Origin of the sequence: Paraburkholderia sp. BCC1885, from assembly GCF_900996235.1 — a bacterium.
GTDB lineage: Bacteria > Pseudomonadota > Gammaproteobacteria > Burkholderiales > Burkholderiaceae > Paraburkholderia.
The window spans coordinates 90,119-103,882 of the sequence record NZ_CAAJGM010000022.1; the positions used below are offsets into that span (position 1 = coordinate 90,119).

The following is a 13,764-nucleotide window of genomic DNA, read 5'->3' on the forward strand; positions in this document are numbered from 1 at the left end:
AAAAGATTGCTTACAAAGGCGAGTTGCGGCGATGGCTGTCATGTCACGCCAATCATCGACGCATCGGCACGCCTCGCTCATCTCAAGACCTGAAAGCCATTCGAAGGCAATTGCAAGCGCAATCGCATTGAATCCGGCCGCGCTTTGTGCGGTTATGCATGACAATCCGATAAAACCTGCGAGAAATCCGCGCCTGCTATTCGGCCTGAGCGTGCGGGTTTTTTTCCGGGTGGACAGGCGGCTATAACCCGCTAAAATTGCGCGCAATTTTGTCGCCGCGGATCAGGCTGGCGCGGCCGCATTGCCGTGCTCGCTGTACCCTTTGTGCGACAGCGCCGTATTTTTTTTGAAGCGCGCAATAATTAGTGGTAGTTTTCGGGTTTTTCAGGGGAGCCGCGGGCGGTCGCCGTGGCGGGTGGAGTAGACAGTCGGTTGTAGCCGACAGGATCGGAGAACGGGATGAAGAAACTGGTAGTGCGCCAACTGGCGACGCTCATGCTGTGCGCTACGCCGTGGCTGACGGCAGCGGCAAAAGATACGCAACTGAACGTGTACAACTGGTCCGACTACATCGCCAAGGACACGATCCCGAACTTCACCAAACAGACCGGCATCCAGGTCAAATACGACAATTACGACAGCGACGACACCCTGCAGGCCAAACTTCTGACCGGCAATTCCGGCTATGACATCGTCGTGCCGACCAGCAATTACGCCGGCAAACAGATTGCCGCCGGCATTTTTGCGCCGCTCGACAAATCGAAGCTGCCTAACCTGAAATACCTCGACCCCTCGCTGATGGCGCTCGTCGCCGGCGCCGATCCGGGCAACAAGTACTCGGTGCCCTGGGCATACGGCACGACGGGCCTCGGCTACAACGTCACCAAGGTCCAGCAGATTCTCGGCGCCAATGTTCCGCTCAACAATTGGGACATCCTGTTCAAGCCCGAAAATATTTCGAAGCTGAAGGCGTGCGGCGTTTCGGTGCTCGACGCGCCTGACCAGATGTTCGCGGCCGCGCTGCATTACATCGGCAAGGATCCGATGAGTACGAACCCGGCTGACTATCACGCCGCGCTCGACATGCTGAAGAAGATCCGCCCGTATATCACGCAGTTCAATTCGTCCGGCTACATCAACGATCTGGTCGGCGGCGACGTCTGCTTCGCGTATGGCTGGTCGGGCGACGTGGTGATCGCCAAGCATCGCGCGGTGGAAGCGAAGAAGCCGTACAAGATCGAGTATTACATTCCGAAGGGCGGCGCGCCGGTCTGGTTCGACGTGATGGCGATTCCGAAGGACGCGAAGGACAAGGAAGCCGCGCTCGAGTGGATCAACTACATCGAGACGCCGCAGGTCCACGCCGCGATCACCAACGAGGTCTACTATCCGAGCGCGAACCTCGAAGCGCGCAAGTATGTGGACAAGGACGTGGCGAACGATCCGGCAGTCTATCCGCCGGCCGATGTCATCAAGACGCTGTTCCTGTTGAAGCCGCTGCCACCGGAAATCCAGCGGCTGCAGACGCGGCTGTGGACCGAGTTCAAGTCCGGCCGCTGAAGTCCGCGGCTCGAATGATCGGCAGCCAGGCCTCATCATGAAGCCCCCGGTGATCACCGGGGGCTTTGTTCGTCAAACGCAGGAGTGAAGTAGCAAATCATGAGCAGTGACCAGTCGGGTGCGCTGGCAGGGGCCGGCACGCCGCCCCCGGGCAGCTATGCCGTTGCGAACGATGCAGCGGGAAACTTCGTGCAGATCGTCGACGTCGTCAAGAAGTTCGGCGAGACGGTCGCGGTCAGGCAGGTGAACCTGTCGGTGAGGAAGGGGGAACTGTTTGCCCTGCTCGGCAGTTCGGGCTGCGGCAAGTCGACGCTTTTGCGGATGCTCGCGGGCCTCGAAAGCGTGACGTCGGGCAAGATCCTGATCGACGGCGAGGATCTCGCGCAGATGCCGCCGTATCGCCGGCCGGTCAACATGATGTTCCAGTCGTATGCACTGTTTCCGCATATGACGGTGGAGGGCAATGTCGCCTTCGGCCTCAGGCAGGAAGGCGTGCCGAAGGCGGAATTGAACGAGCGCGTGCAGTCGGTGCTCGAACTCGTGCAGATGGGCCGCTTCGCGAAGCGCAAGCCGCATCAGCTCTCGGGCGGACAGCAGCAGCGCGTGGCGCTCGCGCGCAGCCTCGTCAAGCGCCCCAAGCTGCTGCTCCTCGACGAGCCCATGTCCGCGCTCGACAAGCAGATTCGCCAGCGCACGCAAATCGAACTGGTCAACATTCTCGACAAGGTCGGCGTCACCTGCATCATGGTGACCCACGATCAGGAAGAGGCGATGACCATGGCCGGCCGCCTCGCCGTGATGAGCGAAGGCGAAATCGTCCAGCTCGGCACGCCGCATGAGGTGTACGAATTTCCGAACAGCCGCTTTTCGGCTGAGTTCATCGGTTCGACCAATCTGTTCGACGGCACCGTGGTCGAGGACGAACCCGATCACATCTTCGTCGAAACGTCCGATCTGCCGGTGCGTCTGTACGTGAACCACGGCATCACTGGACCGCTCGGCATGCCGCTGACGATCTCGGTGCGGCCCGAGCGCATCGCGCTCACCCGCAAGCCGCCCGAGGGCGCGTACAACTGGGGCAAGGGCATCGTCACGAATATCGCCTACATGGGTGGCTATTCGCTGTATCACGTGAAGCTGGACGGCGGCAAGACCGTGGTGGCGAACGTCACGAGCCTCGCGCTCTCCGAGATCGATCCGCCGGCGTGGGGCGACGAAGTCTATGTGCGCTGGAGTGCTTCGGCAGGCGTGGTGCTGACGTCATGAAAAGCGCGCTGAGTTCCTTCGCGTCGTGGCCCGTGCGGCGCTTCGGCCTGAGCGGCCGCACCGCCGTGGTGGCAGGCCCGTTTGTCTGGCTGCTGCTGTTCTTCCTCGTGCCGTTCCTGCTGGTCGTGAAGATCAGCTTTGCCGACCTGCAGCTCGGCATTCCGCCATACACGGAGCTAACCAGCTTTCAGGACGGCGTGATCCACATCGCGCTCGATCTGTCGCACTACGCTTTTCTGCTGACCGACAGCCTGTACTTCGCGACGTATGTGAACTCGGTCGTGGTGGCCGCGGTGTCGACGTTGCTGTGCCTGCTGCTCGGCTACCCGATGGCGTACTACATTGCACGCTCGAATCCGGCCACCCGCAATCTTCTGATGATGGCGGTGATGCTGCCGTTCTGGACTTCGTTCCTGATTCGCGTGTATGCATGGATAGGAATCCTCAAGAATAACGGTCTGCTGAATAATTTCCTGATGTCGATCGGCCTGATCCATACGCCTATCGAGCTGTATCACACGAATACCGCGGTCTATATCGGCATGGTGTATTCCTATCTGCCGTTTCTCGTGATGCCGCTCTATGCGCACCTCGTGAAAATGGACCTGACTTTGCTGGAAGCCGCCTACGATCTCGGCGCGAAGCCGTGGAAGGCGTTCTGGCAGATCACGTTGCCGCTGTCGAAAAACGGCATTATCGCGGGCTGCCTGCTGGTATTCATCCCGGCGGTGGGGGAGTACGTGATTCCGGAACTGCTGGGCGGCGCGGACACGCTGATGATTGGCCGCGTGATGTGGAATGAGTTCTTCGACAACGCCGACTGGCCGATGGCGTCCGCGGTGACGTGTGCGATGGTCCTGCTGCTGCTGGTGCCGATGGCGTTCTTCCAGTACGCGCAGGCCAAGGCGTTGGAGGAGCGGCGCTGATGAAACCGAATCGCGTGTTGCAGATCATTGCTCTGGGCATTGGCTTTCTGTTCCTGTACATCCCGATCGTCAGCCTGGTGGTGTATTCGTTCAACGAATCCCAACTGGTGACGGTGTGGACGCATTTCTCGACGCGCTGGTACGCCGCGCTGCTCAACGACGACGAACTGATTGCGGCGGCGTGGCTTTCGCTTCGGATTGGGCTGATGACGGCGTTTGCATCGGTGTTCATCGGTACCTGGGCGGGCTTCGTGCTGGCGCGCATGGGCCGGTTTCGCGGCTTCACCCTGTACACAGGGATGATCAACGCGCCGCTGGTGATTCCCGAAGTGATTCAGGGGATATCGCTGCTGCTGCTCTTCATCGAAATGGCGAAATGGCTCGGCTGGCCGGCTGGACGTGGCGTGTTCACGATCTGGATCGGGCACGTGATGCTGTGCATTTCCTATGTCACGATCATCGTGCAGTCGCGGGTGAGGGAACTGCATCCTTCGCTCGAAGAGGCCGCGCTCGATCTCGGCGCGACGCCGTTGCGGGTATTTTTCTTTATTACGCTGCCGTTGATCTCGCAGGCGCTGGTGGCCGGATGGCTGCTGTCTTTCACGTTGTCTATCGACGACCTCGTGCTGTCCGCGTTTTTGTCCGGGCCTGGCTCGACCACGCTGCCGCTGGTGGTGTTTTCTCGTGTGCGGCTGGGGTTGAATCCCGAGATGAATGCGTTAGCGACGCTGTTTATCGGCGTGGTAACCGTTGGCGTGATCGCCGCTAATCATTTCATGCAGCGTAACGAGCGAAAGAGAATGGCGATGGCGGTTTGATTTTTTGCTGGCGAGGTGCGTCTGTCAGCGATGATCTATTCGCTGACAGACACAATTCCAATGGTATGCTCCAATTTAAGACGGTTCCTAAAGCCGTACCTGGGGCCAGTCTTTATGCTGATGGATGTCCTTGAGGCTGCGCCGGTCGGTCGCCATACAGGTGCGAGAGGCGCACAGAGTTTGCGCACACATCTGGCACGGCATGAAAGAGCAGCCACTTCTCACTCGCCAGGAGACTGCCATCATGCTTGACCATTCCGCCCTCGCTTCCATGAAACCGCTGTTCATGACACCGTGCTACGGTGGAAATGTGGCAGCGAATTTCACCAACAGCCTGCTTGAACTGAACAACGGTCTGTGGCAAATGGGCATGCGCGCCGCGATTCGGATCGACTCCGGCGAGAGCTTGATCACACGGGCGCGCAATCAGGCCGTCGCGCGCTTTCTGCTCGACCGGAGTTTGACGCATCTGTTCTGGATCGACGCCGACATCGGCTTTTCGGCCGATCAGGTGTTTCGCCTGTTGCTGGCCGATCGCGATGTCGTGGCGGGCGTCTACCCCATCAAGCGCTTCGACTGGCCGGAGCAGTTGCCCGCCGGTCTCACGAAAGAGACTTTCTCGCAGCGCTATTTACGTTATCCCGTGAATGCACACGACGGTGCGTCGAGCGAAATCGACGGCGATGGTTTTCTCGAAGTGAGCGAAGCGCCAACCGGTTTCATGTGCATCCGGCGCAGCGTCATCGAAGCCATGGTGGCGCAGTTGCCCGAACTCAGGTACGTGCCTGACGGCCCGCCCGACTCGCCATTGCGCGACCTCTGCTACCGCTTTTTCGACGTCATGGTCGAACCGGCAACGGGCCGTTATCTTTCGGAAGACTATGCGTTCTGTCGCCGCTGGCGGGATATCGGCGGGCGGGTATTCGTCGATACGCAGTCGAAACTGTCACACCAGGGCATCTACACCTGGCATGGCGATTTCGGCGCTTCGCTTGCAATCAGTCCGGAGACGACCATCGGCGGTGCGAGCTGAGCATGGAAACCAACGAGTTGAGCGTGCGCGCCTGTGGCGGCACCGAATTGATGTTGCAAACGCTGCATGCACGTTTGGACCCGGAACTCGCACGACGGTTTCAGATCATTCCGTCGCGCGTGCGCGAACTCGATCCGACGCGCAAGCGTATTTTGTGGCTGCATGACAAACCCAGCAGGGAAGAGTCAGGCTTCCTTGAGCAGCCTGATAATCGTAGAGCGTTTGCCGGCATTGTCTGCGTCTCGCATTATCAGGCGCTCCTGTACCACCTGATTCCCGGCGTACCCTACGGTGACATGACAGTGCTGCAAAACGCGATCGAGCCATTCGGGGTATATCGCCCCCGATGCGCAGATCGCATACGCCTGATCTACCACAGCGCGCCAAACCGCGGTCTCGAAATCCTGGTGCCGGTGTTTGAGCATCTCGCGGCAATACATCCCGATATCGAGCTTGACGTGTTCTCGAGCTTCGGTATTTACGGCTGGAGCGAACGTGACGAAGCGCATCGCCCGCTCTTCGAGCGCTGCATGACGCATCCGCGTATCCGTTATCACGGTGCACAACCGAATCAAACGGTGCGCCTCGCATTAAGCGAGAGCGATATCTTCGCGTATCCGAATCTGGAACCGGAAACCAGTTGTATCGCAGCCATTGAGGCGATGTCTGCGGGATGTCTCACGGTCTGCGCGGCATATGGCGGGTTGCCGGAAACCTGCGCGAATTTCGCGCGGCTTTATCCGTTCACGGAAGATCTGCAGGCGCATGCAAACCGGTTTGCGGCCGTCCTCGACGAGGCGATCCGTTCGGTTCGGCAGCGCAGGGCTGAAGACGAGCGACTGCGCGCGCAACAGGTTGAGTACTTCAACCGCTTCTATTCGTGGGACCGCCGGGCGGAGGAGTGGAATGCCTATCTGCGCACGCTGCTGTAGCGCGCCGGCAGCGAATCTGCTGGAGGGGATTTTGGATCTGCGGAGGATTCGCTTAGTCTGAATAGAGCGACGCAACGTGATTGACCTGCGCGGAAAACCAGGCCCGTGGGAAGCTGTCGCGGAGATCGCTTCGGCCGCCAGATGCCAGATATATCGGGGCGAACTGAGGGTCTATGCATATAGCGAACTGGCAGAGAGGTCCGGGCAGTTTTTTGCTTCCCGTCGCAAGCGCTTGAAATGGGTATGACGTTCAATTATTTAATTAGATATCTTAAATAAAAGACAATTTTTAACAAGTTCCCATCATTCGCCACATATAATCTGGAGCGATTTTTTCTTGCCACCGGAGCGTTCATGTCGCGATTCGAACATGCGTTGTTTGTACATCGAGCCCGCCGAGGTCTTCGAATGCTTCGATCTGGTGATCATCGGGCGCGTGCCTACTCACGCCATCCTGGCCCGGTGATTGGGCCGACGTAATCCGACGTGTCACGCAAGCGCTTGATGAATTAAAAGATTCACAATCCCGCGCTTAGGCACGGGGAACCCACGTTTCGCACATCCCCTTTCCGATATGTCATTGTTCCATTCCGCACTCGCTGCGCACAAGGGCGGGCGCCTTCAAGAGGCCGAACAGGGTTATTCAGCCATCCTCCAGACCGATCCCCGGCACGCTGACGCGTTACATTTGCTCGGCTTGATTCGCTCTGAACGGGGCGCGCTGAATGAGGCGGAATCGCTGATCCGCGCCGCGGTCGACATCCGGGAAAACGCCAATTTTCTATGCAATCTCGGGAACGTCCTGGCCGATCAGGGTAAATTGCCCGCCGCCGAAGCGGCATTCAGCCGGGCCGCCGAAATTGCGCCGTCCTACGCGCTCGCTCACCACAATCTCGGCACGTTGCTCATGGATGCGCAACGGTTCGACGAAGCGGAAGCGGCGTTTGCGCGAGCAATCGAGCAAGATCCAGACCTTGTCGAGGCGGTGATCAATCTTGGCGTCCTGCAGATGGAACGTGGACGTCTTGACGAAGCCGAAGCGTCGTTTCGTCACGCTTGTGCCGTCGATCCCTGCCGCTCAAATGCCTACCGCGACTTGGGCCTGGTGTTGATGAGAATGAACCGGCTTGCCGAGGCAGAAGTAGCGCTGCGCCGTTCACTGTCGATCGCCCCGGATGACAGCGCCACATGCAATAGCCTGGGTACCTTGTTGCTGCTAAGTGGGCGCGGCGATGAAGGCGAGACTCAGCTTCGCCGCGCGATCGAGTTGGCGCCTCACAATGCGGACGCCCACTACAATCTGGGAACACGCTATATGCAGACGCACCGTCTGCCGGAGGCCGAGAAGGCGCTGCGCCGCGCCATTGAACTGTCGCCAGGCCGTTGCGACGCGCGCATGAATCTTGGCAATGTGCTGGCCTGCGCCGGCCGTCCTGCTGAGGCAGAAGCGGTCTACCGGCAAGCCATCGAATTACAGCGGGATTCAGCCGGCATTCAGTGGAATCTGTCCCAAGTGCTGCTCAAGCAGGGCCAGTATGCGGAAGGGTGGCGGTTATTCGAGTCCCGCCTCGACGCTCGCGTCAATGTCGACGCGCCACCGTTGCCTTTTCCACGTTGGCGCGGCGAACCGCTAAGCGGAAAGTCGCTGCTGGTCTGCGCGGAACAGGGGCTCGGCGACACGCTTCAGTTCTGCCGTTATCTGACGGGACTCAAGCGCCAGGGTCTCGCGAAACTAAGCGTTTTATGCCCCCCCACGCTGATCGCTCTTCTCGAAACCATTGAAGAAGTGGATCACTGCATCGCGTTCGACGGTTCGCAGGTTGTCCCCGCTCATGACTGGTGGTGCTTATTCATGAGCCTGCCGTTTCATTTCGGCACAACGATGGAGAGCATTCCTGCGTCGATGCCGTATCTTCGGGTGCCCGCTGCGCGGCGTAGCCGTCGGCGACATTGCCTGCCGCCAGGGAAAAAAATGAAAGTCGGCCTCGTCTGGGCCGGCGATCCGCGGCCAACTCAAGGTGACGCGCACGCAACGGATAAACGTCGATCAATCGCGTGCAAGGCGTACCTGCCGCTCCTGCAGATCGGTGGGATAACGTTCGTCAGCCTGCAAAAAGGGGATGCGGCGCAGGCACAGCTCAATGACATACCGGAAGCGTTACGTCCATTGGACCTCATGAACGAGGTACGCGACTTTGCTGATACCGCGGCGATCATCGAACAGCTGGATCTGGTGATTTCCGTCGATACCTCCACCGCCCATCTTGCCGGAGCGCTGGGAAAACCCGTATGGATTCTCTCGCGCTTCGACGGGTGCTGGCGTTGGCTGGAAAAACGCGACGATTCGCCATGGTATCCGACCGCGCGGCTGTTCAGGCAGACAGAGCCCGGCGATTGGAATGACGTTATCAGGCGCGTTGCCCAGGCGCTCGACGAATTCGTGAACGCCAATAACCACAGGCCGGCGACGACGCTCATTCACCGCCTCAACGACCACGGCGTGTTAGGAATAACACTCGCGGGCGCCGAAGGTATCGGCGACAAACTGCAGTTTTCCTCGTTCCCGGAAAACTACTTTCGCAACACCGGCCGGAAAGTCGTCGACGTGGACCGCGTCTGGATCTTCGATCACAACCCCTATGTGGTTCGGGATGTACAGCCTGATCGCATCGTCAATCTCTGGACACAAAAGTGGCTGGGGGGAAATTCCGTGCCGTTTGAGGATTACAGGACAAAGCCCGTATTCTCTTCGCTCGCCGAGCGCACGAGTCACATCTTCGGTCATGTGGCATACCTTCGTCACCCGCGTCTTTACCGGTTCGAAGAGTTGCCGACGCTCGAAAAGCGGATTGTGCTTCACACGACCGGAAAGAACATTCCTCCGCATGTCGCGTTGGGTGAAGACCACGTGCGAGAGTTATCGGCGGAAATTATCTCTCATGTTCGAGATGCTTACGCCGGATACGAAATCGTTCAGGTCGGTTCAGCCAGTGACCTTGATGCACAGGTGATCGACTGCCGCGGTGTTGCGGATATCTGGGAAGTAGCCAGGTTGATCGCACAGGCGCGAATTTATATCGGCGTCGATAGCGGTTCGTACTGGATCGCAGCCTGCTATCCGCGGATATTCCGCAAGAAGGTGATGATGCAGTATCCCGCTGGGTACTTGCGCGACCGGTTCGTGCCAATGCATGTGCTTGATCCGCACTCGCACTGGCACGATGCGTCCTGTCTTTACTACAACCGTACAACAGATGATGCAGGAGTGACGTATAGCTACCTGAAGCTCTAGTAGAGTGGCGGCGTTTGTGCCCTGTGTAAAGAGACAAGTGTTCTGGCCATCGTGTTTGCCCATTACAACGGGCCGCATCTGCACGGCGCTCGCGAAATGCGATCCGCCGTGCGAGTTTTTCCAGCGATAGTATTCAGTTCTTCTTACCATATTTCTGATATGTTATTGTTCCAGTCCGTGCTCGAGGCACATCAGGCCGGGCGCCTTGAAGAGGCTGAGCAGGGTTACTTAACCATTCTCCGGGCCGAGCCTCGGCACGCCGACGCGTTACATCTGCTCGGATTGATTCGCTCGGAACGAGGTTCGTTGGACGAGGCGGAATCGCTGATCCGTCAAGCAGTCGACATCCGGGAAAATGCTGTTTTCCTCTGTAACCTTGGGAATGTCCTGGCCGATCAAGGTAAATCGCAGGATGCCGAAGCGATGTTCCATCGCGCCGCCGAAATCTCGCCGTCCTATGCGTTTGCGCACCATAATATCGGCACGATTTTCATGGATGCACAACGGTACGACGAAGCAGAAAGGGCTTTTAAACGGGCAATCGAATACGACCCGAGCCTCGTCGAGGCGTTCGTCAGCCTCGGGGTAATTCAGATGGAGTCAGGCCGTCTCAGCGAATCCGAGTCTTCGATTCGAAGTGCACTGGCACTCGATCCAGGAAGGCCTCGTGCGCACTTTCTTTTGGGCTTGCTGCTAACAGAGCAGGGACGCCTTCACGAAGCTGAAATGACGTTTCGCGAGTCGTTAGCCGTTGATCCGGACTATATCGAGGCTCACAATCGCCTCGGCATATTACTGATGAATGCCGGTCGCTTTCCAGAGGCCGAAGCGGCTTTCCGGCGAGCAATATGCATTGCTCCCGAGCACAGCGAAGCGTACAACAATCTCGGCACATTGCTTCTGCAAGACGGCCGCCCGGAAGAGGGCGAGGCAGAGTTGAACCACGCGCTACGCCTGGCACCCAATTACGCCCAGGCGCACTACAACCTCGGTACACGCATGATGCATAGCCGACGCTTTTTGCCGGCCGAGGCTTCGTTGCGCCGTGCGATCGAAATTGCTCCAGCCTATAGCGATGCGTGGCTCAACCTGGGCAACACGCTCACGCTTGATGACCGCCACGCGCAAGCAGAGAGCGTCTATCGAAAGGCGATTGAAGTTGCCCCGGAACCCTCCGCCGCTCGCTGGAGTCTCGCGCTGCTCCTGCTGGCGAATGGCCGTTACGCTGAGGGATGGCGATACGCCGAATCCAGATACGATTCCGCCGCGCAGAGCAGGATTACGCTGTTGCCCTTGGTGGACTATCCCCAATGGCGTGGAGAATCGTTGCACGATAAATCACTGGTGATATTGCACGAACAGGGGCTCGGCGACTCCATCCAGTTCGTTCGGTATGCGCCATTGCTCAAGGCGCGCGGACTTCGGCGTCTTACCGTTGTCTGCCCGGCCGTGCTCAAGCCGCTGATGGAGACTGCCGACGGCGTCGATGAAGTCGTCACCGAGCTTACGCAAACGCCGGCACACGACTTCTGGGTCCTCACGATGAGCTTGCCGTTGCACTTCAACACGACCGTCGAAACAATTCCTTCGCGCCTGCCATATCTTTATGCCCTGCCACAACGCATCGTATGGTGGCGAGAGTACCTGCCCAGACATGGGCTCAAGGTCGGATTGATCTGGAAAGGCAACGCCGCGCACGGCCGGGACGCAACCCGGTCGCTGCCGGGACTTGAGACGCTTGCTCCACTTTGGTCGGTGGAGGGGGTGTCTTTTATCAGCTTGCAGAAAGGTCAGGGGGAAAGCGAGGCCGAGCGCGCGGCTGCGTCTCTACGATTGACCCATCTTGGCGGTGCGGTTAATGACTTCGCCGATAGTGCGGCGATCGTTGCGCAACTGGACCTGGTCATTTCCGTCGATACGTCCGTGGCTCATCTGGCGGGCGCGCTCGGCAAGACATGTTGGATCATGCTTCCGATGTTCTCGACGGATTGGCGCTGGTTGCGGGAAAGGACGGATTCTCCCTGGTATCCCGGAGTCATGCGACTTTTCAGGCAGACACGGCTTGATGACTGGGATGAGGTGGTTGCCAGGATGGTCGTCGCGTTGGAAGAGTGGGTGAAGACGTTTGATGAGGCTCGCAATCAGCTTGCTGGCTGATGGATAAGCCGGCTCCGATCATGCCTTGAGCGTCTCGACCCCCGAGACCGATTCGACCAGAAACGATTGATTGTCGGCCACGCGCAAATTTCTCGTTCAGCCTCGGGTGGAAGGCGGGCGCCCAGTTCAGCCTGCTGTAGGTGCAACTGACCAGCGCCTTGTCTGTCACGCCAGTCAGCCGCGCCGCACGGCCAAAGAAACCACCCTAAGCCCGATACCCCATCCGAACTCCACCCCAATGCCGCCCATTCACAAAAACAGGCGCCGACGCATCCTTCATCAGCACGAACTCGCCGCCGCCCATATCGCGCCGATACGTCTGCAACAGAAACCGCTTCGTATGGGTCCCGGCGGCAAGGCCGGTGCGGTCGTCGAATAGCCGCCGGTTCCGGCAATTCGCCGCATTCCACACGGGGTCGTCGCGCTGCGGCTGCGAGAACTTCTGGTTATGCGTCGGCAGATAGCCCCGCGTATTCACTGCGGCGCAAAACGCCACGCGCGGATCGAGTCCGAGCAGGGGCTCCTGCACAGCCGGCAACACGCGGTCCGTGAAAGCTGTAAAGCGTGTCATGAACTGCGGCGGGTTGGTCCTTGCGATCGGCACATAGGTCTGATCGAACAGGTCGTCCATGGTCAATTCGCCGCTGGCCACCGCGCGCTCGAACATTTTGCCGACCCTGACGGCCGCCTGCTGCACGGCTTCGATAAACGGCGTGTCGGTGGTCTCCACGCCCGTCGCGGCGGTCAGTTCGATCAGCGTTTCCGAGACGCCCAGCAAATTGCCCAGCCGGTCCTTCGCCTGCACGAAGTTCTCGCTCGAATCCTCCACGCCGCTCGCCATGTCCAGCACCTGCGCTTCGAGTCCCGTGCACTGGTTTTCAATCTCGCCCGTCAATGTGGCGATCTGTCCCGCCTCCGCGTTGAGCTGGGTAATCGCTTCGCCGGTCGCGTGCACCACTTCGCCGATCTTGCGCGAGCCTTCACGCACCCGATGCGCTCGCGCCGTATTTACCGAGCCCTCGTTGGTCAGTTGCTCCGTCTGCTGGGTCAATTGCGCGAGGGTGGTTTCGATCTGGCCGGTCGCCTGGGCTGTCTTTGCCGAGAGATTCTTGACCTCCGCCGCGACCACCGCGAAGCTCTTGCCGGACTCGCCCGCCCGCGCGGCTTCGATGGCCGCGTTGAGCGCCAGCAGATGGGTCTGGCGCGCGATCAGCGAAATCTCCTCGGAGACGCGGCTCACATGGGCCAGCGCGGCTCGCAGCGCGCCGATGTGGCTCTCGATGACCGTCACCCCTTCAACGAGGCCATGGATGTCCTCCAGCGAGGCCGCCAGGGTCCGCTGCGATTCCTGCACGCTGCTCGCGACGTTGGTCGTCACGTCGCGCATCTCGCGCGCCGCCGTCGCGATGCGGCGGTTGCCGGCCATCGTCTGGGCGGCGGCCTCGCGCAGCGACCGGCATACCTGGGCCTGATGCTGCACCCGCGCCGCGACCTCCTCGACGTGGCCCGAGACGTCGCAGATCTCGATGCCGAGTTTGCCCGCCTGCGCGGCGATATCGCCGACGATCGACGGCGTGCGTCCCACCCGGCGAAAGCTGAAGCGCGTCATGTGTCTCTCCTCGATAGCACGGTCATCCAGGCCGGATGCCGCGTCTTCTCGTTGTATTGACGGCATCCGCGGGTGCGACTTGATACGGGGTATCCCGAGGTCGCTATGATGTGGGTCTTGGCGCTTGGGCGTCGATCCCTCCCCGGGCCGCCGGGAACCCGCCACCGTCCA

The 13,764-nt window shown here is 59.6% G+C and carries 9 protein-coding genes; 8 read left to right on the top strand and 1 reads right to left on the bottom strand.

Annotation, left to right across the window (positions count from 1 at the left end; genetic code table 11):
* Positions 1-459 precede the first annotated feature (459 nt).
* The 8 genes from FQ755_RS01725 (at position 460) to FQ755_RS01760 (ending at position 11,984) form a co-directional block, all read left to right on the top strand.
* Complete coding sequence (locus FQ755_RS01725; protein WP_409936994.1) at positions 460-1,560, top strand: polyamine ABC transporter substrate-binding protein; 1,101 nt, start codon at positions 460-462, stop codon at positions 1,558-1,560.
* A gap of 99 nt (positions 1,561-1,659) precedes the next feature.
* A complete protein-coding gene (locus FQ755_RS01730) occupies positions 1,660-2,826 on the top strand; it encodes an ABC transporter ATP-binding protein (protein WP_186308389.1) in 1,167 nt (388 codons plus the stop codon).
* Positions 2,823-3,752, top strand: coding sequence for an ABC transporter permease subunit (locus tag FQ755_RS01735; protein ID WP_144150386.1), 930 nt, complete (start codon positions 2,823-2,825; stop codon positions 3,750-3,752). Before FQ755_RS01730 ends, FQ755_RS01735 begins: the two co-directional genes overlap by 4 nt.
* Positions 3,752-4,570, top strand: coding sequence for an ABC transporter permease subunit (locus FQ755_RS01740; protein ID WP_144150387.1), 819 nt, complete (start codon positions 3,752-3,754; stop codon positions 4,568-4,570). Before FQ755_RS01735 ends, FQ755_RS01740 begins: the two co-directional genes overlap by 1 nt.
* A 244-nt stretch (positions 4,571-4,814) precedes the next feature.
* Positions 4,815-5,603 carry a hypothetical protein gene (locus FQ755_RS01745; protein WP_144150388.1) on the top strand — a complete coding sequence of 263 codons (789 nt, stop codon included), beginning with the start codon at positions 4,815-4,817 and terminating at the stop codon, positions 5,601-5,603.
* A 2-nt stretch (positions 5,604-5,605) separates the two neighbouring features.
* Complete coding sequence (locus tag FQ755_RS01750) at positions 5,606-6,535, top strand: glycosyltransferase family 4 protein (RefSeq protein ID WP_260858242.1); 930 nt, start codon at positions 5,606-5,608, stop codon at positions 6,533-6,535.
* A 580-nt stretch (positions 6,536-7,115) separates the two neighbouring features.
* On the top strand, positions 7,116-9,827 hold the full coding sequence (locus tag FQ755_RS01755; protein ID WP_186308390.1) for a tetratricopeptide repeat protein: 2,712 nt from the start codon (positions 7,116-7,118) through the stop codon (positions 9,825-9,827).
* A gap of 165 nt (positions 9,828-9,992) precedes the next feature.
* Positions 9,993-11,984: a tetratricopeptide repeat protein gene (locus FQ755_RS01760; RefSeq protein WP_186308391.1), complete on the top strand. Its 1,992-nt coding sequence runs from the start codon at positions 9,993-9,995 to the stop codon at positions 11,982-11,984.
* Between the two features lie 205 nt (positions 11,985-12,189).
* Here FQ755_RS01760 and FQ755_RS01765 read toward each other — a convergent pair whose 3' ends face one another.
* Positions 12,190-13,593 carry a methyl-accepting chemotaxis protein gene (locus FQ755_RS01765; RefSeq protein ID WP_144150392.1) on the bottom strand — a complete coding sequence of 468 codons (1,404 nt, stop codon included), beginning with the start codon at positions 13,591-13,593 and terminating at the stop codon, positions 12,190-12,192.
* Positions 13,594-13,764: the final 171 nt, after the last annotated feature.

What these genes read in the sequence shown, in the direction of transcription:
- FQ755_RS01740 (WP_144150387.1), top strand. Translation starts at nt 3,752, where the DNA reads ATGAAACCGAATCGCGTGTTGCAGATCATTGCTCTGGGCATTGGCTTT.
- FQ755_RS01725 (WP_409936994.1), top strand. Translation starts at nt 460, where the DNA reads ATGAAGAAACTGGTAGTGCGCCAACTGGCGACGCTCATGCTGTGCGCT.
- FQ755_RS01750 (WP_260858242.1), top strand. Translation starts at nt 5,606, where the DNA reads ATGGAAACCAACGAGTTGAGCGTGCGCGCCTGTGGCGGCACCGAATTG.
- FQ755_RS01730 (WP_186308389.1), top strand. Translation starts at nt 1,660, where the DNA reads ATGAGCAGTGACCAGTCGGGTGCGCTGGCAGGGGCCGGCACGCCGCCC.
- FQ755_RS01765 (WP_144150392.1), bottom strand. Translation starts at nt 13,593, where the DNA reads ATGACGCGCTTCAGCTTTCGCCGGGTGGGACGCACGCCGTCGATCGTC.
- FQ755_RS01745 (WP_144150388.1), top strand. Translation starts at nt 4,815, where the DNA reads ATGCTTGACCATTCCGCCCTCGCTTCCATGAAACCGCTGTTCATGACA.
- FQ755_RS01735 (WP_144150386.1), top strand. Translation starts at nt 2,823, where the DNA reads ATGAAAAGCGCGCTGAGTTCCTTCGCGTCGTGGCCCGTGCGGCGCTTC.